This is a genomic window from Leifsonia sp. Leaf264 (assembly GCF_001422325.1).
Taxonomy (GTDB): domain Bacteria; phylum Actinomycetota; class Actinomycetes; order Actinomycetales; family Microbacteriaceae; genus Orlajensenia.
The window spans coordinates 614,547-635,612 of sequence record NZ_LMMR01000007.1 but is presented as its reverse complement, the minus strand read 5'-3'; the positions used below and the strand labels follow the sequence as shown (position 1 = coordinate 635,612).

The 21,066-nt window shown below is 70.2% G+C and carries 22 protein-coding genes; 9 read left to right on the top strand and 13 right to left on the bottom strand.

Annotated features, from left to right (window positions below; all coding sequences use genetic code 11):
- Position 1: 1 nt before the first annotated feature.
- The 5 genes from ASF30_RS18760 to ASF30_RS18740 all read right to left on the bottom strand — a co-directional run bounded on the left by ASF30_RS18760 (position 2) and on the right by ASF30_RS18740 (position 4,670).
- Entirely contained in the window at positions 2-415 is a 414-nt protein-coding gene (locus tag ASF30_RS18760; protein ID WP_055910233.1) for a molybdenum cofactor biosynthesis protein MoaE, read from the bottom strand.
- Positions 408-1,535, bottom strand: a complete 1,128-nt coding sequence (gene moaCB / locus ASF30_RS18755; protein ID WP_082468065.1) for a bifunctional molybdenum cofactor biosynthesis protein MoaC/MoaB — start codon at positions 1,533-1,535, stop codon at positions 408-410. Before moaCB ends, ASF30_RS18760 begins: the two co-directional genes overlap by 8 nt.
- On the bottom strand, positions 1,532-2,728 hold the full coding sequence (locus ASF30_RS18750; RefSeq protein ID WP_055910230.1) for a molybdopterin molybdotransferase MoeA: 1,197 nt from the start codon (positions 2,726-2,728) through the stop codon (positions 1,532-1,534). The genes moaCB and ASF30_RS18750 overlap by 4 nt, the downstream gene beginning before the upstream one ends.
- A gap of 16 nt (positions 2,729-2,744) precedes the next feature.
- On the bottom strand, positions 2,745-3,878 hold the full coding sequence (locus tag ASF30_RS18745; protein ID WP_055910227.1) for a ThiF family adenylyltransferase: 1,134 nt from the start codon (positions 3,876-3,878) through the stop codon (positions 2,745-2,747).
- A gap of 117 nt (positions 3,879-3,995) precedes the next feature.
- Complete coding sequence (locus ASF30_RS18740; protein ID WP_055910225.1) at positions 3,996-4,670, bottom strand: NUDIX hydrolase; 675 nt, start codon at positions 4,668-4,670, stop codon at positions 3,996-3,998.
- Positions 4,671-4,737: 67 nt separating this feature from the next.
- On the opposite strand from ASF30_RS18740, the gene ASF30_RS18735 reads away from it, so the two are divergent.
- Both ASF30_RS18735 and ASF30_RS18730 read left to right on the top strand, forming a co-directional pair.
- Positions 4,738-5,496: an MBL fold metallo-hydrolase gene (locus ASF30_RS18735; RefSeq protein ID WP_157497497.1), complete on the top strand. Its 759-nt coding sequence runs from the start codon at positions 4,738-4,740 to the stop codon at positions 5,494-5,496.
- Positions 5,497-5,652: 156 nt separating this feature from the next.
- Positions 5,653-8,226: a transglycosylase domain-containing protein gene (locus ASF30_RS18730; protein WP_055910217.1), complete on the top strand. Its 2,574-nt coding sequence runs from the start codon at positions 5,653-5,655 to the stop codon at positions 8,224-8,226.
- Here ASF30_RS18730 and ASF30_RS18725 read toward each other — a convergent pair.
- Both ASF30_RS18725 and ASF30_RS18720 read right to left on the bottom strand, forming a co-directional pair.
- A complete protein-coding gene (locus ASF30_RS18725) occupies positions 8,153-8,938 on the bottom strand; it encodes a polyprenol monophosphomannose synthase (protein WP_055910214.1) in 786 nt (261 codons plus the stop codon). The genes ASF30_RS18730 and ASF30_RS18725 overlap by 74 nt on opposite strands.
- Positions 8,939-9,036: 98 nt before the next feature.
- A complete protein-coding gene (locus ASF30_RS18720; protein ID WP_055910211.1) occupies positions 9,037-9,672 on the bottom strand; it encodes a ScbR family autoregulator-binding transcription factor in 636 nt (211 codons plus the stop codon).
- Between the two features lie 350 nt (positions 9,673-10,022).
- Between ASF30_RS18720 and ASF30_RS18715 the strand changes: the two genes are divergently transcribed.
- Complete coding sequence (locus tag ASF30_RS18715) at positions 10,023-10,415, top strand: PLD nuclease N-terminal domain-containing protein (protein WP_055910208.1); 393 nt, start codon at positions 10,023-10,025, stop codon at positions 10,413-10,415.
- A gap of 156 nt (positions 10,416-10,571) precedes the next feature.
- Positions 10,572-11,363, top strand: coding sequence for a hypothetical protein (locus tag ASF30_RS18710; RefSeq protein ID WP_055910205.1), 792 nt, complete (start codon positions 10,572-10,574; stop codon positions 11,361-11,363).
- A gap of 373 nt (positions 11,364-11,736) precedes the next feature.
- Here ASF30_RS18710 and ASF30_RS18700 read toward each other — a convergent pair whose 3' ends face one another.
- From ASF30_RS18700 to ASF30_RS18690, 3 genes are all read right to left on the bottom strand, one after another.
- Positions 11,737-12,774 (bottom strand): AI-2E family transporter, encoded by a 1,038-nt coding sequence (locus ASF30_RS18700; protein ID WP_055910199.1) that lies wholly within the window; start codon positions 12,772-12,774, stop codon positions 11,737-11,739.
- 118 nt (positions 12,775-12,892) lie between these two features.
- Positions 12,893-13,777: an alpha/beta fold hydrolase gene (locus ASF30_RS18695; RefSeq protein WP_055910196.1), complete on the bottom strand. Its 885-nt coding sequence runs from the start codon at positions 13,775-13,777 to the stop codon at positions 12,893-12,895.
- A 65-nt stretch (positions 13,778-13,842) separates the two neighbouring features.
- A complete protein-coding gene (locus ASF30_RS18690; RefSeq protein ID WP_235480391.1) occupies positions 13,843-14,790 on the bottom strand; it encodes a cytochrome b/b6 domain-containing protein in 948 nt (315 codons plus the stop codon).
- Positions 14,791-14,878: 88 nt separating this feature from the next.
- On the opposite strand from ASF30_RS18690, the gene ASF30_RS18685 reads away from it, so the two are divergent.
- Entirely contained in the window at positions 14,879-15,490 is a 612-nt protein-coding gene (locus tag ASF30_RS18685) for a TOPRIM nucleotidyl transferase/hydrolase domain-containing protein (RefSeq protein WP_055910190.1), read from the top strand.
- Between the two features lie 7 nt (positions 15,491-15,497).
- Here the strand turns inward: ASF30_RS18685 and ASF30_RS18680 are convergent, their stop codons facing one another.
- Positions 15,498-16,067 (bottom strand): TetR/AcrR family transcriptional regulator, encoded by a 570-nt coding sequence (locus ASF30_RS18680; RefSeq protein ID WP_055910187.1) that lies wholly within the window; start codon positions 16,065-16,067, stop codon positions 15,498-15,500.
- 41 nt (positions 16,068-16,108) lie between these two features.
- Between ASF30_RS18680 and ASF30_RS18675 the strand changes: the two genes are divergently transcribed.
- The 4 genes from ASF30_RS18675 (at position 16,109) to ASF30_RS18660 (ending at position 19,269) form a co-directional block, all read left to right on the top strand.
- Positions 16,109-16,591: a tautomerase family protein gene (locus ASF30_RS18675; RefSeq protein WP_082468063.1), complete on the top strand. Its 483-nt coding sequence runs from the start codon at positions 16,109-16,111 to the stop codon at positions 16,589-16,591.
- A gap of 68 nt (positions 16,592-16,659) precedes the next feature.
- A complete protein-coding gene (locus ASF30_RS18670) occupies positions 16,660-17,724 on the top strand; it encodes a trans-sulfuration enzyme family protein (protein ID WP_082468061.1) in 1,065 nt (354 codons plus the stop codon).
- A gap of 53 nt (positions 17,725-17,777) precedes the next feature.
- The gene (locus tag ASF30_RS18665) at positions 17,778-18,083 is read left to right on the top strand and encodes a hypothetical protein (protein WP_055910182.1); all 306 of its coding nucleotides are present in this window, start codon (positions 17,778-17,780) and stop codon (positions 18,081-18,083) included.
- 94 nt (positions 18,084-18,177) lie between these two features.
- Positions 18,178-19,269 (top strand): DNA glycosylase AlkZ-like family protein, encoded by a 1,092-nt coding sequence (locus ASF30_RS18660; protein WP_055910179.1) that lies wholly within the window; start codon positions 18,178-18,180, stop codon positions 19,267-19,269.
- Here ASF30_RS18660 and ASF30_RS22885 read toward each other — a convergent pair.
- Together ASF30_RS22885 and ASF30_RS18655 are read right to left on the bottom strand one after the other, a co-directional pair.
- Complete coding sequence (locus ASF30_RS22885; protein ID WP_157497495.1) at positions 19,263-19,433, bottom strand: hypothetical protein; 171 nt, start codon at positions 19,431-19,433, stop codon at positions 19,263-19,265. The genes ASF30_RS18660 and ASF30_RS22885 overlap by 7 nt on opposite strands.
- An 83-nt stretch (positions 19,434-19,516) precedes the next feature.
- Entirely contained in the window at positions 19,517-21,046 is a 1,530-nt protein-coding gene (locus tag ASF30_RS18655) for an ATP-dependent DNA ligase (RefSeq protein WP_055910176.1), read from the bottom strand.
- Positions 21,047-21,066: the final 20 nt, after the last annotated feature.

Genomic DNA, 21,066 nt, shown 5'->3' with positions numbered 1-21,066 from the left:
GCTACAGGTTCACCCACTCCGTGGTGCCCGTCGCCAGGTGCTGGCGCTTCCAGATGGGAGTGCGCTCCTTGATGCGGTCGACGAGTTCCGAGCACGCGGCGAAGGCGTCGGCGCGATGCGCCGACGCCACGCTCGCGACCAGGGCGACGTCACCGACGCCCAGCCGTCCGACGCGATGGGCGGCGGCCACGCGCACGCCGAACTCCTCGGCGATCTCCTCGCACACGGCCCGCAGGAACGCCTCGGCCTCCGGATGCGCCTCGTAGTCGAGCAGCTCGACGCTCTCGCCGTGATCGTGGTCGCGGATGACGCCCTCGAAGGTGACCATGGCGCCATCCCGCGGCGTGAGTACGAAGGCCTCGATGGCGGCGCGGTCGAGCGGGTCGGTCGTGACCGTGGCGAAGACATCAGGCATGGTGGCCACCGTGCCCGCCGCCGGCGAGCTGGTCGACGAGGTGCTGCAGCACGTCGCCGAGCACTCCGAGACCGTCGCGCACGCCTCCCGGGGAGCCCGGCAGGTTCACGATGATGGTGTCGCCCGCGACTCCGGCGACGGCGCGACTGAGTGCCGCCGTCGGCGTCGCCGCCCGTCCGGCCGCGCGGATCGCCTCGGCGATCCCCGGCAGCTCGCGGTCGAGCACAGCACTCGTGGCCTCGGGTGTCCGGTCCTGCGGATGCAGCCCCGTGCCGCCCGTCGTCAGGATGATGCGCGGCGACGCCGCGAGGGCGTCGCCCAGTGCTGTCGCGATGTCGGCGTCGGCGACCACGACCGGAGCGTCGACCGTGTATCCGGCGGCCCGCAGCCAGTCCGCGATAACGGGGCCGGTGCGGTCGGTTGACGCGCCGGCGGCGGCGCTGGTGGAGGCCACGATCACGACGGCGGCACCGAGCACGGTGAGGGGAGCGGCCTCGGCAGCGGCATCCGTCACCGCCGAATCGGCGAGCGCATCCCCCGCTGCCCCCTCGGCCACCCAGTGCCCGCGCTTGCCCCCGGTCTTCTCGAGCAGCCTGATGCCGCCCAGCACCGCGCCCGGATCGACGGCCTTCACCATGTCGTGCAGCGTGAGGCCGGCGATGGCCACGGCCGTGAGCGCCTCCATCTCGACCCCCGTGCGACCCGTCACCGAGACCCGCGCCCGGATGTCGATGCTGTCGTCGTCGAAGCCGAACTCGAGCTTCACGGAGTCGAGCGGCAGCAGGTGGCAGAGCGGGATGAGCTCGCTCGTGCGCTTGGCCCCCTGGATGCCGGCGATCCGGGCGGTCGCCAGCACGTCGGCCTTCGGCATGCCGTCCGCGATCACCAGCGCGACGACGTCGGGCGTCGTGGTGAGCCGCCCGGCGGCCAGGGCCACGCGGCGCGTGACGTCCTTGGCTCCGACGTCGATCATGCGGGCGCGACCCTGGTCGTCCACGTGGCTGAGGGCCGTCGCGGCCGGCTCGGGGTGCGCGCGCTGGTCAGAGCGCCCGCGATGCCCGGCGTGCCCCTCGTGGCCGTGGTGCTCCCGGCGGTCGTCCTGTTCGTCCTGCTCGCTCATAGGCCCAACACTTCCACGAGATCGCCCGCCGCGAGTTCGACGACGGCGTCGGGCACGCTGACGAGCACGTCGGCCGCGGCGAGGGCGGCCACGAGGTGCGAGCCGGGCCCTCCGACGAGCTCGACGCGGCCGTCGGGCAGGCGGCGCCCGCGCAGGTACTGCCTCCGACCGAGGATCGAGGTGACGGATGCCGCGAGACGGCGCTGCTCCCGGGCGGCGGGCGGCAGCCCGGCGATCTCGCGCAGCACCGGCGCGACGAACAGCGCGAACGACAACTGGCTGCTCACGGGGTTGCCCGGGAAGCCGATGACGGGGAGCCCGCGATAGTGCGCCGTGGCCTGCGGTCCGCCGGGCTGCATCGCCACGGCCCCCACCCAGGCGCCGAGGGGCTCCAGCAGCTCGCGCACCACCTCGTGCTCCCCCATCGACACTCCGCCGCTGGTCAGCAGCACCTCTGCGCCGGCGGCAATGGCGTCGTCGAACGCCGCGCGCAGCCGCTCGACGTCATCGCGCACCCTCGACGCGAAGACGACATCGGCGCCGGTCGCGACGACGGCCGCCTGCAGCGCGACGCCGTTGGAGTCCGGAATCTCACCGGCTCCGAGTGGCTGCCCGGGGGCGACGAGTTCGGAGCCCGTGCTGATCACGGCGACCCGCACGCGCTGCTGCACCTCGACCTCGGTCAGGCCCGATGCCGCGAGCGCGGCCAGGTGACGCGACTCGAGCAGCACTCCGTCGCCCAGCAGCACGGCTCCGGCGGCCAGATCGGAGCCGGCCTCCCGGACGAATGCCCCCGCCGCTCGGGAGCGCAGGATGGTGACGGTCCCGGCATCGACGGTGGTGTCCTCGACGGGCACCACGGCATCGGCTCCGGCGGGGATCGGCGCCCCGGTCATGATGCGGGTCACGGTGCCCGGGGCGAGCGCCGGCGGCTCCCCGGGAGCCGCCGCGACCTCGCCGACGATCGGCAGGGACGCCGGAACCTCGGCGACCTCGGCGGCGCGCACCGCGAAGCCATCCATCTGGGAGTTGCGGAAGGGCGGCAGGTCGATGGGGCTCGGGATGCTGCTCGCCACCAGCCGACCGCGGGCGTCGAGCAGGGGCAGCGTCTCCACCCCGCGTCGTTCGCGCAGTGGCGCGAGCATCGCCGCGATCCCCTGCGCGTGCTCCTCGACAGTGATGCGTCCGGTCATCGAGTCAGCCTCGCCATCAGTACCGCCTCATGCCCGGATCGACGGATGCAGCCCACGCCTCGATGCCGCCCGCGAGATGCGCTGCGTGAGAGAAGCCGCTCTGTTCGAGGAATGCCAGGGCATGCGCCGACCGAACCCCGAGATGGCAGTAGACGACGACGGGCGCAGCGGGGTCGAGCTCCCCGACCCGGGAACCGAGCTGTCCGAAGGGGATCCGCACGGATCCCGGCAGTTCGGCGATGGCGGCCTCCCAGTCCTCACGCACGTCGAGCAGGACTGGCGGGTGCGCGCCCTCGAGGGCGACGGCGAGCTCGGGGGCCGAGTAGCTCCGCGAGTCCGCCGCGCCGGCCGCCGCCGGCTCGGGCAGGGCCGGCTCGGGCACCGAAGACGGCGGGGTGGGGGCGGCATCCGTCATGACGCGGGCCGGATCACGGGAGTACGGCACCTCGCGCGTGCGACCCGAGAGGGCGTCGTACACGGCGACGCGGCCGAGCAGCGGCTCTCCGACTCCGGTGAGCAGCTTCACCGCCTCTGCCGCCATCATGGCCCCGGCCACGCCGCACACCATCGGAAGCACGCCCGTGAGTTCGCAGCTGTCGCCGTCATCGTTCGGCTGCTCGGGGAACAGGTCGCGGTAGTCGATGCCGCGGGAATCCCACGCGACCCCGACCTGGGCGCCGAAGCCGACGGCTGAACCCCAGACCAACGGGATGCCGAGCCCGGCTGCGGCGTCGTTGGCGGCGTAGCGCGCCCCGATGCTGTCGCTTCCGTCGACGACGAGGTCGACCCCGTCGAGCAGTTCGACGGCGTTCTCGGCCGTGAACAGCTCGGAATGGCGGATGAGGGTGACCTCCGGCGCGAGGCGGGTCACGGCATTCGCGGCCGAATCCACCTTGAGCCGACCGATGTCGGCGACGCCGTGAGCCGTCTGACGCGGCAGGTTGGTCTCGTCGACGGTGTCGGGGTCGACGATGGAGAGGGTGCCGACACCGACGGCGGCCAGCGCGGGGATCACGGCGCTGCCGAGCCCGCCCGCTCCGATGACGAGCACGTGGGCCTCGGCGAGTGCGCGCTGTCCGTCCGAACCGAAGCCGGCGAGCACGTGCTGGCGCGCGAAGCGGCGGGACGACGGATCGACGCGCGGAGCCATATGCCGATTCTGGCACGATCGGCCGGAGGCATAGGCCGAAGCAGGGCATAGGCCGCAGCGGGGCACTGGCCGTGCTGGCACACCCGACTGCCGCCGGATCACCCGCCTGTCGCCGGATCAGCCTCCGGTGCGCTCGTACGTCCAGGGCAGCGCTGCGATGTCGAGGCGATGCAGCGTCGTCGCCGTGTCAGTCGGCTCAGCGGCGCCGTAGTCCTCGTCGGGCTCCCAGAGGGCGAGCGTCGCGCCCCTCGTGAACCTGGTGCGGAACTCGACCGGCCCGGCGCTGCCGGCGCGCACCAGCGCATCGTCGACGGAGGCCGCGCCCTGCAGTCCGTGCAGCGTCACCCAGGTCGGCGGGAACAACAGCAGCGCGCCGGTGCCGTGCGCGGCGAGGGCGGCTGACGGCGCGATCCACCGGGATGCCACGGCCTCGACCTCGTTCAGGCCGATGATGCCGTCGGGCGCCGGCGCCGCGAAGAAGGACGTGACCAACTGCTTCTGCGCCTCGGGCGGCGGGTGCCACCGGGAGAGGGCCACGAGGGCGCCGGGGTCGACGACGAGACCGGTCTCCTCGACGGTCTCGCGCACGGCGGCACGCCGGACCGCGGATGCCGCAGCCGCAGCGGTGCCGTCATCGCTCCCGGCGTCGAAGTCCCCGGCATCGACCGCGCCACCGGGGAAGACCCAGGCGCCGCGGAAGGAGCCCCGGTCCGACGGACGCTCGAGCAGCAGCGCCTCGGGGCCGTCGGCGGCGTCGCGCAGGAGCACGACCGTTGCGGCGAGCGCTGCCATGGGTCCTCCTCGGCTCAGCCCTGCTGCCACGATACAAGGCGCCCGGCAGCGGGATTACGCTGCTGGCATGGCCTCCCTCTTCCGTCGCGTGCTCGCCCCGAACCCCGGTCCGATGACTCTCGACGGCACGAACTCGTACCTGCTCGCAGCGCCGGGTGCGGCATCCGTCATCGTGGTCGATCCCGGACCCGCCGATGACGGCCACCTCGCCGAACTCGCGGCAGGCGGCCACGTCGAGCTCATCCTGCTGACCCACCACCACGCCGATCACGTGGAGGGGGCCGCTGCCCTGGCGGCAGCCACCGGTGCGCCGGTGCGCGCGTTCGACGCTGCCCTCTGCCGGAACGCCGGCGCTCTCGTCGACGGCGAGGTGATCGAGGCCGCGGGCGTACGACTCCGGGTGATCGCCACCCCGGGCCACACGGCGGACTCCGTCTGCTTCCACCTGGCCGAGGAGGGCGCCGCCGGGGCCGTGCTCACCGGCGACACCGTGCTCGGCCGCGGGACGACGATCATCGCCGATCCCGACGGCGCCCTCGGCCCCTACCTGCGCTCGCTCGAGACGCTGCGGTCGCTGGGGTCGGCCCGGGTGCTCCCCGGGCATGGGCCGGAGCTCGACGACCTCTCCCTGGTCGCTGCGGCCTACCTCGCACACCGCGCCGGGCGCCTCGACGAGGTGCGCCGGGCGCTCGTGGATCTCGGCGCCGACGCCTCGGTCGGCGCCGTCACGGACCTCGTCTATGCGGGAACGGATCCGGCTGTGCGGCCCGCGGCCGAGGCGTCGGTTCGCGCCCAGCTCGCCTACCTGCGCGCCGGGACCGACTGACCGACGGATCACGGATGCTCATCACGATCGCGCATCCAATACCGCTGTTCTCGGCGCCATCTGTCAGAGTCAGGAGGAGAGCGGCGCACCCCCGGGGATGGGAGGGTGCGGGCCCGAGCCTCCGTCGATCGGATGCTCGTGACGAGAGGGGCGAGGATGGCGGGCGATTCCCGGGAGACCGCGTCGTCACGGGGCCGTGCCCTCCTCGCGATCGCCGGCCTGAGCGTCGCAGCGGCGGTACTCGCTGTCGTGGCCGTGACCCCGGCGCTCGCCGTGGGAGGAATGGCCGCGACGAGCAGCATCTCGCTGTTCGAGAAGCTGCCCGGTTACCTCGAGATCACCGACCTCGCACAGAAGACCAACCTCTACGCGACCCTCGACAACGGCGATCCCTACCTGCTCGCATCGTTCTTCGACCAGGATCGCGAGGAGGTCGACTGGCAGAACGTGTCGCAGTACGCGAAGGATGCCGCCGTCGCCGGTGAGGATCCGCGCTTCTACGAGCACGGCGGCATCGACATCCAGGGCACCCTGCGCGCAGCCCTCGTGAGCGTCGCCGGCGGCGACATCCAGGGCGGGTCCTCCATCACCCAGCAGTACGTCAAGAACGTGCGCGTGCAGCAGGCCGTCGCCACGGCGAAGACGCCCGAGGAGGAGGACGCGGCGGTCGAGGCCGCCATCCAGCAGACCCCCGACCGCAAGCTCAAGGAGATGCGACTCGCGATCGGCGTCGAGAAGAAGTACACGAAGAACCAGATCCTCCTCGGCTACCTCAACATCGCCTTCTTCGGCGGGCGGGTCTACGGCATCGAATCGGCCGCGAACTACTACTTCCGCACCTCGGCCGCGAAGCTCACCCTCGAGCAGGCCGCCGCCCTCATCGCCATCGTCAACAATCCCGAGAAGTTCCGGCTCGACAAGCCCGACAGCGCCGCGAACGGGGCCGACAACGGCTACGCCCACACGCTGTCGCGTCGGGACTACATCCTCGACAAGATGCTCGAGTACGACAAGATCACGAAGGAGCAGCACGACGAGGCCGTGGCCACGGCCATCGCCCCGGTCATCACCGAGCCGAGCACGGGCTGCACCAGCGCCGGCGGGTCGGCGTACTTCTGCGACTACGTCTACTGGACCATCCGCAACGACGAGGCCTTCGGTGCGACCGAGGCCGAACGCCTGAACCTGCTCAAGCGCGGTGGCCTCGACGTGTTCACCACCATCGACCTGGATCTGCAGGGCACAGCCGAGGCCGCCATGACCGAGTTGATCCCGCGGACCGCACCGGGCATCGACGTCGGGGCGTCGAGCGTATCGGTCGAGGTCGGCACGGGACGGGTACTCGAGATGACCCAGAACAAGCAGTTCTCCGACGATCCCGAAGTGCTCACCAATCCCGAGTACAGCGCCGTGAACTACAACACCGACGGCGACTACGGCGGATCGGCCGGATTCCAGCCGGGATCGACCTACAAGATCTTCACCCTGGGCGAGTGGATCAAGGAGGGGCACTCCCTCAACGAGTACGTCAACGCCTACAGGCGAAGCGACTGGGGCACCTTCAACGACAGCTGCCTCGGACCGCAGTCCGACCCGTCCTGGAGCCCGCGGAACGATGAAGGCGGGGGCGGCGGCACCTGGACGGCCCTGTACAACACCCAGAACTCCGAGAACACGGGGTTCGTGGCGATGGCGAAGCAGCTCGACCTGTGCGGCATCCGCCAGACCGCCGAGGCGTTCGGGGTGCACCGCGCCGACGGCGACCCGCTCCAGCAGGGGCCCGCCTCGATCCTGGGAACCAACGAGGTCGCCCCGGTCACGATGGCTGCGGCGTTCGCCGCCGTCGCGGCCAACGGCAAGGTCTGCAAGCCCATCGTGATCGATCGGGTGCTGAGGCACGGCAAGGAGATCCCCGTCCCGTCGGCCGGCTGCGCCCAGAAGGTCGACGCCCGGATCACCTCGGCGATGGCCTACGCCATGCAGCGGGTCATGAGCGGCGGAACCGGCTCGGCCTCCGACGGCCGCACCGAGCCGCACTCGCCGATGATCGGCAAGACCGGTACCACCGACGAGGCCGAGGCCACCTGGATGAGCGGCGCGAGCACGCGCGTGGCCACCACGGTCGGCGTCTACAACGCGAGCGGTCACGTCAACCTGCGCGACACCTACTTCAACGGCACGCAGGCCGCCGTCATCCGTCACCAGATCTGGCCGAGGATCATGTCGACGGCGAACGCGCGCTACCCGGGCGGCGAGTTCGCCGACCCGGACGGCAGCACCCTCGTGACCGTGATGGCCGATGTTCCGGATGTGCGTGGCAAGTCGATCGCCGAGGCCGAACAGCTGATCGAGAACGCCGGCTTCGGATTCATCGACGGCGGCGCCAGGGACTCCGAGCTGCCGGCCGGTCAGGTCGCCGGAACCGACCCATCGGGTTCAGCACCTCGCGGGTCGCTCATCACGGCCTACACGTCGAACGGAGCGCTCGTGATCGTGCCGTCGGTCGGCGGCGACGCCGAGGGGGCCGCGAAGACGCTGCGCGATGCCGGATTCGCCGTGAAGCTGACCGAGCAGGCGACGACCGACGCCAAGGCCGTCGGGACCGTGCTCTCCATGGACCCGCCCTCCGGCAGCGCTGTGCCGCCGGGCTCGACGATCACGCTCGTGGTGGGGAAGGCGGCGCCGGCACCCGAACCGACGCCGACGCCGACCGCCACTGGCGACGACTGAAGCCCCAGCGGGTCACCTGGCCGATCGCCTCGATGGCGATGCCGGTCGTCATCTTCGACGCCCCGTCCCGGCGTTCGACGAAGGTGATCGGCACCTCGCGCACGTCGGCGCCGGCACGCTCGGCACGCCAGGCCACCTCGATCTGGAAGGCGTAGCCGGCGCTCTGCAGGCCGTCGAGGTCGAGCGAGGCGAGGAACGGCGCCCGGAAGGCGCGGTACCCCGAGGTGATGTCGTGCAGATGGGAGCGCAGCATCACCCGCGCGTAAGCGGTGGCGCTGCGAGAGATGAGCTTGCGGTACCACGGCCAGTGCACAGTGCGGCCGCCCGGGATCCAGCGTGCCCCGATGGCCAGGTCGGCTCCCGCCGTGATGGCGGCGACGAGCAGGGCGAGTTCCTCCGGCTGGTGCGATCCGTCGGCGTCCATCTCCACGATGACGTCGTAGGCCCGTGACCCCTCGAGCGCGCGGTGGAATCCGGCGATGTAGGCCGGACCGAGGCCCTCCTTGCCCGCTCGGTGGAGCACCTGTACCCGAGGGTCGCCCTCAGCGATGCTGTCGGCCAGCGCCCCGGTTCCGTCGGGCGAATTGTCATCGACGATGAGGACATCGGGGTGCGGCGCCGAGGCGAGAACGCGCTCCACCAGCGGAGGCAGGGAATCGACCTCGCAGTAGGTGGGCACCACCACCAGCACGCGAGGTGCGTTCGCGCTCACTGCGCCCGTCGTTTCGGCTGGTCCGCCCGGTTGTCGTTCATCGTCTCCATTATCGCCCGCACACGCTGAGCACCAGCTCCGCTCGTCACGACGCTCGCTCAGCTCCGCAGGTGCCTGTCGACGAGGGCGAGCGCCCCGTCGAGGCGATCGGCCGGAACCGTGGCAGCGAAGATGATGTCCCACATCTCGGCGACCCGTTCCGGCATGTCGGAGCGGGCGCTGAAGACCTCGGAGATGATCTGGATGCCCGTGAACGACGGGATGATGAATCGGGCGAGCATGGCCGGGTCAGTCCCCGGCCTGACGTCGCCGGCCTCGATCGCGGCTGCCACGATCGACTCGAAGGTGGTCAACCAGTCCTCGTACGGCCCACGGACTGGAGCGTCGAACGACGACGACTCCGTCGTGAGTCGGATGCCGGCCCTGGTGAGCGGGTCCGACTGCAGGCGCCGCGCCAACCCTGCCGAGAGCTGCACCGCAGTCTCGAGAGCGGTCTCGCTCGTGAGCACCATGGTCTTGGCCGAGTGCGACGCCGCTGCGTGCTGGGCGTCGATGACGGCACCGGCGATCTCGTCCTTCGACCTGAAGTGGAAGTACAGCGCCCCCTTGGTCACGCCCGCCGCCTCGGCGATGTCGGACAGTGATGCCGCGCCGAAGCCGCAACGATCGAAGGTCTCGGCGGCGCCGATGATGATCCGCTCCCGCGTGACACGGGCACGTTCCTGCGACACCATCGGCCTCCTGTCAGCGCACTGCCGCCATGCTAGCCGCGCGATCCGAGCCGCCGATCCACCCCGGCCGCTCGGCCGGTCGCGAGATCAGTCTCGAGACCGGAGATCACGAGCCCGGGGAGAAGGAAAGGGAAGCCCGTGTCCCCCTGGGCTTCCCTCCCGCATCCGCATGACGGATGCGCGGCGCAGACCCCCGTACGCGCCACCTCTGGGAACAGCATATTCGAAACAAAACCTGTCGCTCGGTATGTTGCGGACTCGACAGTGAGCTTCGCTCCATTTCTCGCGCCCGAACGATAGTTTGTGGTCAGACGCACGGGCGGGCCGGTGTCTGCATATGAGAGCGAGCGATCATGTTCAACGACTTCTGGGGCTTCGTCTGGTTCTTCTTCTGGGCGTTCGCCTACGTCGCCTACCTCTTCGTGCTGATCTACATCCTCGCCGACATCTTCCGCGACAAGTCGCTCAACGGCGGTCTGAAGGCGCTGTGGATCGTCGCGATGGTGTTCCTGCCGTTCATCACGGCCCTCGTCTACCTGATCGCCCGCGGCACCGGCATGAACGAACGTGCAGCGGCGCGCGCCAACACCGAGATCCTCTCCGAGGACCGCTCGAAGATCCAGGCGGAGTCCTTCGCCGATCCGCAGGCCGAGATCACCAAGGCTGCAGCCCTGCGCGATCAGGGGATCATCACTCCCGGCGAGTTCGAGGCCATCAAGGCGAAGGCCGAGGGCAAGAAGTTCTGAGCCCGGTTCGGCCTGTGTAGGTCCGAGAGTCGAAGTCATATCTCAAAATGGTGATTCGCGGGGCGATGATGGAGTTGATCGTCACTGTTGGAACCCGAAACAACGCGTGGTTTCGCTTGCGTCGATACGTAGGGCGAGGTCACTAGCGTGAGTGGCATGAATGCCTCGGCCGACAGCCACCATCAACTTCCGCTTGAGCCTGCCGACGCGCTAGACGTGATGACCGAGACGTTGCGCTGGTTTGAAACTCTGGACGACTTGCCTAGTCCAACGCCCGGCTCGCAGATGGATGGCGATGACGTAGCACTTCGGGTTGATCCGCTGTCGTATCTGGTGCGGCACTTCGATTCGGCGGCTCGCGAGAACGTCGTGGCGGTACTGAAGGCGTGCCATGATGCGGGCCTTGGCGGATTGGATGAACTGCCGACCATGGCGCTGTACCCGCAGATGCGGGCGGCGATAGAGACCGCGGCGTGGGGGTGCTGGCTGCTTGCGGGCGGCACTCGCGTCAAGCGGATGAACAGGGCATTGAGCGTCACCTACAAGGATGCAAACGACTTCGGATCTGCTGCTGCCGTGTTCGGCGTCAGCTGGAAGGCTTCGGACATCGTCGATCGGCTGGAGGAGGTGAGAGTCGAGAACAGGCTTCAGCGTGCATTGAGTGACCCCGGGTCGACGACGGACATGCTGATCGAGGTCGGTCGCAAATTCCCTAATCATGAGCAGCAGAGTCCCCTGGGCGCGTGGAAACTATGCAGCGGGATGGCGCACGGAAGCCGGGGGATGATGATGGACATGAGCAAGACCGTCGACTTGGGCACTGTGGACTCCAACGGGAACCCGCACATGTTGTTCAGTCTGGACATCGGCCCGCTCGCACTTTTCGGCGTGGTGGTGGAGCGGCTTCTCCGAATGCTGCGAGAGCTTTATGACGATGCCTCAACCTGAGGTCCGAATGGGCTCGTAGCGGTCTGAGCGTTGCGACAGGCGTCCTCGATCGGGTGGCGACCTCCATCTGCAGCAGACCAAGCCGCTCGTGGACGTCCTCCGGGGAGAGCGACGTCACGTCGGTAATGCCGATGGCACCACTCACATTCACATCCACCGTCGAGCCGGACAGGGACAGCGCGTCTCGCTCCATCCGGGTCGCGACCTCCGCCCACCGGATCAGATCGGACGTCGTCAACTGGTTCGGTTCGAGGGTCTGGAGGCGGGTGAGCCACTTCGACTGGATTGCTTGCGCCTGACGGACGTGTCCGACCATCGCCTTACGTCGCTCCTCCCGCAGCCACAACCGGTCCATCCTGTCGGCTGAGCCCGCTCAGAGCTCGTTCTGGCGCGGCACCACGACCTGCTTGATGATCAGCAGGATCGACGCGGCCACCGGGATGGCCACGAGTGCGCCGAGGATGCCGAGCAGTGATCCGCCGGCCAGGGCTGCGATCACCACGACGGCTCCGGGCACCGAGACCGCGCGGTTCATGATGCGCGGGCTCAGCACGTAGGCCTCCACCTGCATGTAGATGATGTAGTAGATCGCCGCCGCGATCGCCGTGGCCGGGCTGGTGATCAGGCAGGCGAGAACGATGATGACCGAACCGGTGATCGTTCCCACCAGCGGGATCAGCGAGAAGGTGAAGGCCACGACGGCCAGCAGGATCGCGAACTTGGCGCCGATGATCGTGAGGAAGATCGCGCTGAGGATTCCGTTGCAGAGGGCCAGCGCCACCTGCCCCATCACGTACTTGCCGACCGAGTCGGTGATCTGATCGGCCAGCTCGCTGAAGCGGGCACGCTTCGTGGCCGGCACGAGCTGGTAGGTGCTGCGCTTGATGGCGGGCAGCGATGAGGTGAAGTAGATCGTCAGGATGACCACGATGATCGTGGCGAACAGCCCGGTGATGATGCCGAGGCCCACCTGGAGCACGCCGCCGCCGATCTTCCCGGCGTTGTCCTGGAAGTACTGCACGACCGAATCGAGGTTGTCCTGGTTCACGACGGTCGGGAACTGCTGCTGCAGCTGATGCAGCCAGTCGAGGGCGTCGCCGCTCTGCACCCATTTCGTGATGCCGTCGATCGCCTGCGTCGACTGATCGACGATCAGCGGCACGATGGCCCAGATCAGTCCGGCGATGGCCGCCAGCAACACCACCATCGTGGTGAGGAGGGCGAGCCAGCGCTTGAAGCCGCGACGCTCGAGGAACGAGATCAGCGGCTCGATCCCGAGAGCGAGGAACAGTGCCGCGCCGACGTAGGTGAGGATGGTCGCCAATGACACGATCGACATCAGGATCAGGATGCCGAGTCCGACGCCCAGAGTGCCGATCAGGCCGAGGCGGAAGGCGTTCTGGATCTTCATTGCTGGCTCCTGCGGTAGGGAATCCCAGTATGGGCGCCTGACCGGCGAAATTCACCACCTTGACACGGCGGTGCGTTCACGTCTGTCGGTGACGGATGCCGCCCGCCGCGCCCGCGGGTCAGCCGGCGTCAGCGGGTCGGTCGGCGGGTCGGTCGGTGGTTCGGTCGGCGTCGATAAGCACGGCCAGGCGGTCCAGCGCATCGGGGATCACCGAGAGCACCGACACGTGGCCGTCGTCCGGCCGCGCCCAGAGTTGCGCGTTCGGGAGCCTGCTCAGCATCCACGCGCCGTGGAGGCGCGGCACCACCCTGTCGAGGTCGCCCTGCACGAGCAGGACCGGAGCCGAGACCTGCTCGAGGTCGAAGCCCCAGGGGGAGGCGAACGCCACGTCGTCGTCGATGAGGCCGTCATCGCCCCACTGCGCCGAGCGGCCCACATCGGCTCCCAGAGACGACCACTCGCCGTCGAGGGCCGCGAAGTCGGCGGCGATGAACTGCTCCGGGTCGAACTCGTCGATCGCAGCGAACGCCACCCGCCCGTCGCGACCGCCGTCGAGAGCCGACCGCAGTCCACCCGGCGCGACCATGCCGGCGAACCAGTCGAAGCGCTCGGTGTACGGCGCGATGCCAGCGATGGTCACGACGCCGCGCACCCGATCGGTCAGCAGCGCGGCGCAGGCGAGAGCGTGTGGCCCGCCGCCTGACGCCCCCATCACGGCGAAGCTGTCGATGCCCAGCGCATCCGTCACCGCCGCCACGTCGCCGGCGGCCGACGCCACGTCGCGTCCGGGGTTCGGCGTGGATCCGCCGTAACTGGGCCGACCGTAGGAGACCAGGCGGATGCCGCGCTCCAGCGTGGCCGCGAGCACGGGTTCGAGCGGCGCCCCGGTCTGCGGCGAACCGTGGTGCCAGACGAGGGTGAGGCCCGATGCGGCATCCGGCCCCGTGTCATAGGCGTGCAGGATCCGACCGTCTGGAGTGGAGACGTCGAGCTCGGTGGTCATCCGGCGAGTGTACGACCGCGGGTGCGATCCGCGCGATCGGCGCAGGCAACACGAGCCGCGCGAGCTCAGCGCTTCTGCTGCGGCCGAACCCCCTGCACGCGTCCGAAGCGGGCGGCCAGGGGAACCAGCACCAACGGCTTGGCCAGCAGCCACGCCCCCACCATCGCCACCACCGAGATGACGAAGATGATGAAGCCCACCCAGTCCTCGGAGTCGCGGGCGGCGTACATGATGTTCAGGTTGCGCAGCGCGCCGGTCGTGAGCACGAGGAAGACGTGCACGGCCGTGAACCCGAGGAAGAACAGCATCACCGGGTAGTGCAGCGCCCGTGCGAGCTTCTCGGGGAACGCCCGCGCCCAGGCGCCCTCGAGCGGCCACGCCGGCGACAGCCGCAGGCCGGTGATGATCGCCAGCGGCGCCGCGATGAACACCACGGCGAAGTAGCTGAGCAGCTGGGCTGCGTTGTAGGAGACCCAGGAGTCCTCGACGGGCCAGTCGAGCGAGGCGTACTGCAGCAGCGCCGAGATGGTGTTCGGCACGATGCCCCAGTCCGTCGGCACGATTCGCACCCACTGGCCGGTCGCGAACAGCAGCACGATGTACGACAGGCCGCAGAGCACCCAGAGCGCATCGACCACGAGGTGCAGCCAGAGCGGGATGCCGAGCCGACGCGGGGCGCGCCTGGTGCGCGGCCACCGGGTGTTGTCGCGGGTCCAGAAGGCCGGCGGCCGCTCACCCGACTTGAGCAGCAGCCCCGTGCGCACCAGCATCACGAGGAGGAATGCGCTCAGGAAGTGCTGCCACGCGAGCCACGCCGGGATGCCGACCGGAGAACCGTCAGGCGGGGTCGTGCCGCCGGGGTACTGCTCGATGAAGGCGATCACCTCGGGCTGCTCCCGCAGCCAGCGCGCCACCAGCACGACGATGGCGAACGCCACGATCGCCGCGGGGATCATCCACGCGAGCCGACGCATCGGCACGCCCGCGAAGGTGGGGCGGTCGGGTCTCGGCACGTCTCTCACCTTCGCAAAGCAGCGGCACGGATGCAAGCCGGCTCTCACCCTACGTCCGGGGCCGGCGCCGATGTGCCAGCCTGAGGGCATGGATCCCGCCGACCTCAGGCGTTTCGCCGCTGCGAGCGACGGCATCCGCCCGCTCCGACGCGTCGTGCTCGTCGAGGGCGACAGCGATCGGGAGGCCGTACTGCAGTTCGCGCTCACGGTGGGCCGCGATCTCGGTTCAGAGGGCACGGCCGTCGTCGGCATGGGCGGCGCGAACAGCCTGCCGCGATTCCTCGAGATCGCCGGCCCCGGCGGCCACGGGCTGACCCTCAGCGGCCTCTGCGACGAGCAGGAGGTGCCGGTCTTCCGCCGTGCGCTCGAACGCGCCGGACTCGCGGATGCCGCCACTCCGGTGGCCCTCGAGGAGCTGGGCTTCTTCGCCTGCCGGCACGACCTCGAGGACGAGCTCATCCGCGCGCTGGGCATCGATGTCGCCGTCGCGATCGTCGCCGAGCAGGGCGAGGGTGCCCGGTTCGAGCGGATGCGGCGACAGCCGGCGCAGCGCGAACGCGCGCTCGTCGATCAATTGCACCGCTTCATCGGCGCCGGAGCCGGTCGCAAGGCCCGGGTGGCACGGGCCTTCGCCGAGCGCATCCCGGCCGACGGCATCCCGGCCCCGATCCTCGGCCTGCTCGCGGCGACGCTGCCGTAGCCGGCGCTCAGACGCCGATGGACAGCGCGGCCCTGACCGCCGCGATGGTCTCATCGGCCACCAGGTCGAAGACCGCGAGGTCGCGCTCGGCCCGTGCCAACAGCACGGCACCCTCGCTCACGGCGATGACGGTCGCGGCGAGGGCAGCCGAGCGAGCCGATGGCACTCCCCCTGCTTCGAGAAGAGTCGCCAGGCGACCGCGCCAGCCGCGGAACACGGCGGCTGAGCGCTCGATGAGCACCGGGGACTCCGCGTCGACAGTCACGCCGGCGACAGCGCAGCCGACGGCGAAATCCGTCGCGACGAGGAGACGCCGCCAGAGCCCGAGGAACACCTCGGTGACGGCTACGGCGTCGCGCCCGACCAGGCCGTCGAGCACTCCGTCGGCCCGAGCGCCGGCAGCGTCGAGTGCCGCGAGCACGAGCTCCTCCTTCCCACCGGGGAAGTGGTGGTACAGCGAACCTCGTGGTGCGCCGGATGCCGCCAGCACCTCGCTGAACGAGGCACCCCGGGAGCCATGGCGCGCGAGCAGCACCGCTGCGCTGTCGATCATCCGCGCTCGGGCATCGGCGACCATCGGACCTCCATTGACTATGACGAGGTTCATAGCCTAGCGTTATGACGATCGTCATAATCTCGACCCGACCCGCAGGAAGCAGGCATCCCATGCCCATGATCGACATCTACGCCGTCGCCGGAACTTTCGCCGACGTGCACGGCCTCGCCCGGCAGGCGGCATCCGTGGTCAAGCAGGTCGAGCAGGTCCCCGACATCCCGATGTTCCGCAGCAACACCGCGGCCTTCGTGCATGACCTGGCGGCCGGAGCCCTGTCCGATGTGGATGGCGCCGACGACCACGTGCGCGTGCAGGTGCTCACCAACGCCGACGCTCTCGACCGCGACAAGCAGATCGAGGTGGTCCGGAGGCTGACCGACCTCGTCGTTGAGGCCAGCGGCGGGTCCATCGCCGCGGATCGCGTCTGGGTGCTGCTCACCGAGGCGACCCCCGGCGGTTGGGGCCTCTGGGGTCACGCCCACACAAACGATGAGATCGTGCAGGCTGCGCGGGCGGAGATCGGGCGGTTGCAGGGCGGGGCGTAACGCGCACCGCCGATCCTCGATACTGGGAGGGGCGCGGCACCGAGCGCCCCAGCCACACCGGAGGACCCGTGCACGAGCAGAACCCAGCCTTCCACCCCGAGACCCTCGCCATCATCGCGGGTCGCCCGGCACGGAAGGTCGACGAGCCGCTCAACGTCCCGCTCACGCTGGCCTCCACCTACGTCGCCGGCGGCGAGCGCGAGTACGGCCGCTACGCCAATCCCTCGTGGACCGCATTCGAAGACGCCCTCGGCGGACTCGAGGGTGGCCGGTGCCTGTCGTTCGCCTCCGGCCTCGCCGCCATCTCGGCCGTGCTCGACCTGGTCGAGCCCGGCGGCGTCGTCGTCGCGCCCCGCCGGTCCTACACCGGCACGGTGCTGCAACTCGACGACCGCGCCCGCGAGGGGCGCCTGAAGGTCGAGTACGTCGACATCGCCGATGCCGCCGCCGTGGCTGCGGCATCCGTCGGCGCCGCCATGGTCTGGATCGAATCGCCCACCAACCCGGCCCTCGAGCTCGCCGACATCCCCGCCATCTCCGAGGCCGCTCACGCAGCCGGCGCCATCGTGGTGGTCGACAACACCTTCGCGACGCCGGTGCTGCAGCGCCCGCTCGAGCTCGGCGCCGACATCTCGGTGCACTCGGCGACCAAGTACATCGCGGGCCACAGCGACGTGCTGCTCGGTGCCGTCATCACGGCGACGGATGCGCACCACGACGCCGTGCTCGGCCGGCGCTCGCTCTACGGGGCGATCCCGTCGCCGCTCGAGGCCTTCCTCGCGCTGCGGGGCCTGCGCACCCTCTCGGTGCGGCTCGAGCGCGCGCAGGCCACAGCCCGGGAGCTCGTGCGCCGCCTCGCCGACCACCCCGCCCTCGAGGAGGTGCGCTACCCGGGATTCGGCGCCATCATCTCGATCGTCGTGAAGGGCGGGGCGGATGCCGCTGACGCCCTCGTTCCGCGCACGGCGCTCTGGCTGCACGCCACCAGCCTCGGCGGCGTGGAGTCGACCTTCGAGCGTCGTCGTCGCTGGGCCGCCGAGCACGAGACCATCCCCGAGGGCCTGGTGCGCCTCTCGGTCGGCCTCGAGCACGTCGACGACCTCTACGACGACCTGGTCGCGGCGCTGGGCTAGGCGCCGCCGGCTTCGGCCCACCGTCGGCTTCGGCCCGTGGCTAGACTCCCCGCATGACGACGCCGCCCACCGGGGAACTGACGCTCTGCTGCCTGCTCTGGGCGACTCCCGGGCTCGAGACCGAGCTCACAGCGTACGAGGACGCCGTGCTCGCGCTCATGCCCGAACACGGCGGTGAGATCCTCGAGCGCATGATCGGCTCGGGATCCGACGGGCATCCGGTCGAGGTGCAGGCCTACGGCTTTCCGAGCCGCGCGGCGATGGAGTCCTACCTCGCCGACCCGCGCCGTCTCGCGCTGGCTTCCGAGCGTGATCGCGTGATCGCACGCACCGAGCTGTTCCCCGTGGTGCGGCGCTGAGGCGACGGTCTCGCTGGTCACGGGCAGCTGCAGCCGCGACGGCTCTTCGCCGCCGAGACTGACGGATGTCGCAGCCCCGCCGTACCGTGGACGCATGGAGCCGCACCGCCTCAGCCGCACCGACGCGCGCCGCATCGCCGTGCGGGCGCAGCTGCTCGACGCCGAGCGGCCGACCGACCTGGTCGAGCTCGTGCGTCACGTCACCCTGCTGCAGATCGACCCGACCGCGGCGGTCGCGCCGAATGCCGACCTCGTCGCCTGGAGCCGGATCGGCAACGGCTACCAGCCGGCGCAGCTCACCAGCGCCCTCGAGCAGGACCGCTCGCTGGTGGAGTTCGAGGTGCTGATCCGGCCGGTCGAGGATCTCGCGCTGTTCCGCGCTGCCATGGCCGAGTACCCCGTCTACGAGCGCAGCCGGGTGTGGTTCGAGCAGAACGCCGGGTTCCGCCAGGACATCCTCGACCGGCTGGGCACCGCGGGACCGCTGACGTCCCGGGAGATCCCCGACACCTCGGTGGTGCCGTGGCCATCGTCGGGTTGGAAGAACGACCGCAACACCACGCAGATGCTCGAGTTCCTGATCTCGCGGGGCGAGGTGGCCATCTCCTCCCGCCGCGGTCGCGAGCGCATCTTCGACCTCGCCGACAGGGTCTACCCGCCCGACCTCGAGACCGTACCGGCCGACGAGGCCGTCAGCATCCGGAACGAGCGTCGTCTCGCCTCCCTCGGCATCGCCCGGGCGAAGACCACGACCTTCCCGATGGAACCCGGCGACGTCGGTGCCGCCGGCGAGCCCGCGATCGTCGACGGCGTGCCGGGCGAATGGCGCGTCGATGCCGCACAGCTCGCCCGGCTGAGCGAGCCGTTCATCGGACGCACCGCCCTGCTCTCACCGTTCGACAGGCTGGTGCACAACCGCCAGCGCACTCTCGAGCTGTTCGAGTACGAGTACACGCTCGAGATGTACAAGCCCGCCGACGCCCGCCGGTGGGGCTTCTTCGCGCTGCCGATCCTCCACGACGACTCCCTCGTCGGAAAGCTCGACGCCAAGGCCGATCGCAAGGCCGGCACCTTCACCGTCAACGCCGTGCACGAAGACGTTCCATTCTCGAAACGGATGCTGTCGGCCGTCGACGCCGAGATCGCGAACCTCGCTGCGTGGCTGGGGCTCGAGCAGCGTCAGTAGTCCGCGTGACCCTCGCGCTGTTCGTTCACGACATCCTCGGACCGCTGCCAGCCCTCCAACGCCGCAGTGAGCTGCCGATCGAGCCAGTCCCGGTCCCGCTCCGAGCTGCTGATGCGGGCGAGCTGCTCCAGGCGCTCGGTGGCCGTGCCCGTGAGGTCCTGCATGAGGTCTCCTTCCGACGATCGGGTCGCGTGCCGCCAGCATGGCACTCGCCGGCCGCGTGCGCCACTGGAGGCGAAGCCGTGGACTACTCGCGCAGCATCGCCCGCAGAGTCTGGATGGTGTCGGCATCCGTCGCCTGCTTGTCGTCGCGATAGCGCTTGACGCGGGCGAACCTCAGGGCGATTCCGCCGGGATAGCGGCTCGAGCGTTGCACGCCGTCGATCGCGATCTCGACCACCGTGACGGGCTCGACCCAGACAGTGCCGGCCGTGCGACGCACCTCGATCTCCTGGAAGCACTCGGTCTGCCAGCGCAGCAGCGCATCGGTCAGCCCCTTGAAGGTCTTGCCGACCATCACGTAGCCGCCGGGTTCCCCGAACTCGCCGGTCGGGTCGAGGGCTCCGAGGTGCAGGTTCGACAGCAGCCCGGTGCGCCGGCCCGAACCCCACTCGCACGCCAGCACGACGAGGTCGTAGGTGTGCACGGGCTTCACCTTGATCCAGCTCGACCCACGTCGGCCCGCGGCGTACGTCGACCCGATCGCCTTCACGACGACGCCCTCGTGACCGGCGGCCAGCGCCTCGCGCGACACTCGCTCGGCCACCTCGGGGTCACTCGTGATCTCGCCGGGGATGCGATTGGCCGGCGCTATGCGCTCGAGCTCGGCGATGCGGATCGCGAGGGGCTCGTCGAGCAGGTCGCGTCCGTCGAGATGGAGCACGTCGAAGAACCACGGATGCAGCACCGTCGTGCGCGCTGCATCGGCCCCGAACGTCGACATGGTCTCCTGGAACGGCCGCGGCGCGCCGTCCTCGTCGAGCGCGAGGGTCTCGCCATCGAGGATGACGTCGTGCACCGGCATCCGCCGGACGACGTCGACGACCTCGGGCAGCCGACGGGTGATGTCGGCGAGATTGCGGGTGAAGACGCGGATGTCGTCTCCGGAGCGGTGCACCTGGATGCGGGCGCCGTCGAGCTTGAACTCGACCGATGCCTCTCCGGTCGCCTCCAGCGCGGCCGCGGCGCTGGCCGCTGTTCCCGCGAGCATCGGCAGCAAGGGCCGCCCGACCACGAGGCCGACGGCATCGAGCTCCTCGGCCGTGCCGGTGAGGGCCAGCCGTGTGGTCTCGCCGAGGTCTCCCGACAGCATGGCCGCCCGGCGCACGCTCGCGATCGGACGTTCGGATGCCCGAGCCACGGCGTCGGTGAGCACGCCCTCGAGGGCGCCGGTGCGCACCTCTCCGAGAAGCACCCGGCCGACGAGGTCCTGCTCGGTCGCTGTCGCGCGTGCGGTCAGGGAACGGAGCACGTCGGCGCGGGCGGCTGACGAACCCGCGCCACCTCCCGCCATCGCGAGGAGCTGATCGAGCACGGCGTCGAGATCGGCGACCGAGAGCGACGCCTCCTCGGCCGGCGATCCCATGGCCGCTTCCATGCCGCGCCAGCCCACGCCGACGCGCCCCTGGCGGGGCTTTCCGACGAGGAAGCCGACGGCCGGGGCGATCTCGTCGGGGTCGAGGCGGCGCAGCAACCCGGCGAGGGCGTCGACCTTGGCGATGCGCGAGCGCGTCGCAGTCACGGCATCCGTCGTCGTCACAAGCTCCTGGAGCAGCACGTCGCCAGTCTGCCACCGCC

Bases quoted from the DNA above. Each gene is read 5' to 3' on its own strand.
- ASF30_RS18760 (WP_055910233.1), bottom strand. From the start codon at position 415: ATGCCTGATGTCTTCGCCACGGTCACGACCGACCCGCTCGACCGCGCC.
- moaCB (WP_082468065.1), bottom strand. From the start codon at position 1,535: ATGAGCGAGCAGGACGAACAGGACGACCGCCGGGAGCACCACGGCCAC.
- ASF30_RS18750 (WP_055910230.1), bottom strand. From the start codon at position 2,728: ATGACCGGACGCATCACTGTCGAGGAGCACGCGCAGGGGATCGCGGCG.
- ASF30_RS18745 (WP_055910227.1), bottom strand. From the start codon at position 3,878: ATGGCTCCGCGCGTCGATCCGTCGTCCCGCCGCTTCGCGCGCCAGCAC.
- ASF30_RS18740 (WP_055910225.1), bottom strand. From the start codon at position 4,670: ATGGCAGCGCTCGCCGCAACGGTCGTGCTCCTGCGCGACGCCGCCGAC.
- ASF30_RS18735 (WP_157497497.1), top strand. From the start codon at position 4,738: ATGGCCTCCCTCTTCCGTCGCGTGCTCGCCCCGAACCCCGGTCCGATG.
- ASF30_RS18730 (WP_055910217.1), top strand. From the start codon at position 5,653: ATGGCGGGCGATTCCCGGGAGACCGCGTCGTCACGGGGCCGTGCCCTC.
- ASF30_RS18720 (WP_055910211.1), bottom strand. From the start codon at position 9,672: ATGGTGTCGCAGGAACGTGCCCGTGTCACGCGGGAGCGGATCATCATC.
- ASF30_RS18715 (WP_055910208.1), top strand. From the start codon at position 10,023: ATGTTCAACGACTTCTGGGGCTTCGTCTGGTTCTTCTTCTGGGCGTTC.
- ASF30_RS18710 (WP_055910205.1), top strand. From the start codon at position 10,572: ATGAATGCCTCGGCCGACAGCCACCATCAACTTCCGCTTGAGCCTGCC.
- ASF30_RS18700 (WP_055910199.1), bottom strand. From the start codon at position 12,774: ATGAAGATCCAGAACGCCTTCCGCCTCGGCCTGATCGGCACTCTGGGC.
- ASF30_RS18695 (WP_055910196.1), bottom strand. From the start codon at position 13,777: ATGACCACCGAGCTCGACGTCTCCACTCCAGACGGTCGGATCCTGCAC.
- ASF30_RS18685 (WP_055910190.1), top strand. From the start codon at position 14,879: ATGGATCCCGCCGACCTCAGGCGTTTCGCCGCTGCGAGCGACGGCATC.
- ASF30_RS18680 (WP_055910187.1), bottom strand. From the start codon at position 16,067: ATGGTCGCCGATGCCCGAGCGCGGATGATCGACAGCGCAGCGGTGCTG.
- ASF30_RS18675 (WP_082468063.1), top strand. From the start codon at position 16,109: ATGACGATCGTCATAATCTCGACCCGACCCGCAGGAAGCAGGCATCCC.
- ASF30_RS18665 (WP_055910182.1), top strand. From the start codon at position 17,778: ATGACGACGCCGCCCACCGGGGAACTGACGCTCTGCTGCCTGCTCTGG.
- ASF30_RS18660 (WP_055910179.1), top strand. From the start codon at position 18,178: ATGGAGCCGCACCGCCTCAGCCGCACCGACGCGCGCCGCATCGCCGTG.
- ASF30_RS22885 (WP_157497495.1), bottom strand. From the start codon at position 19,433: ATGCAGGACCTCACGGGCACGGCCACCGAGCGCCTGGAGCAGCTCGCC.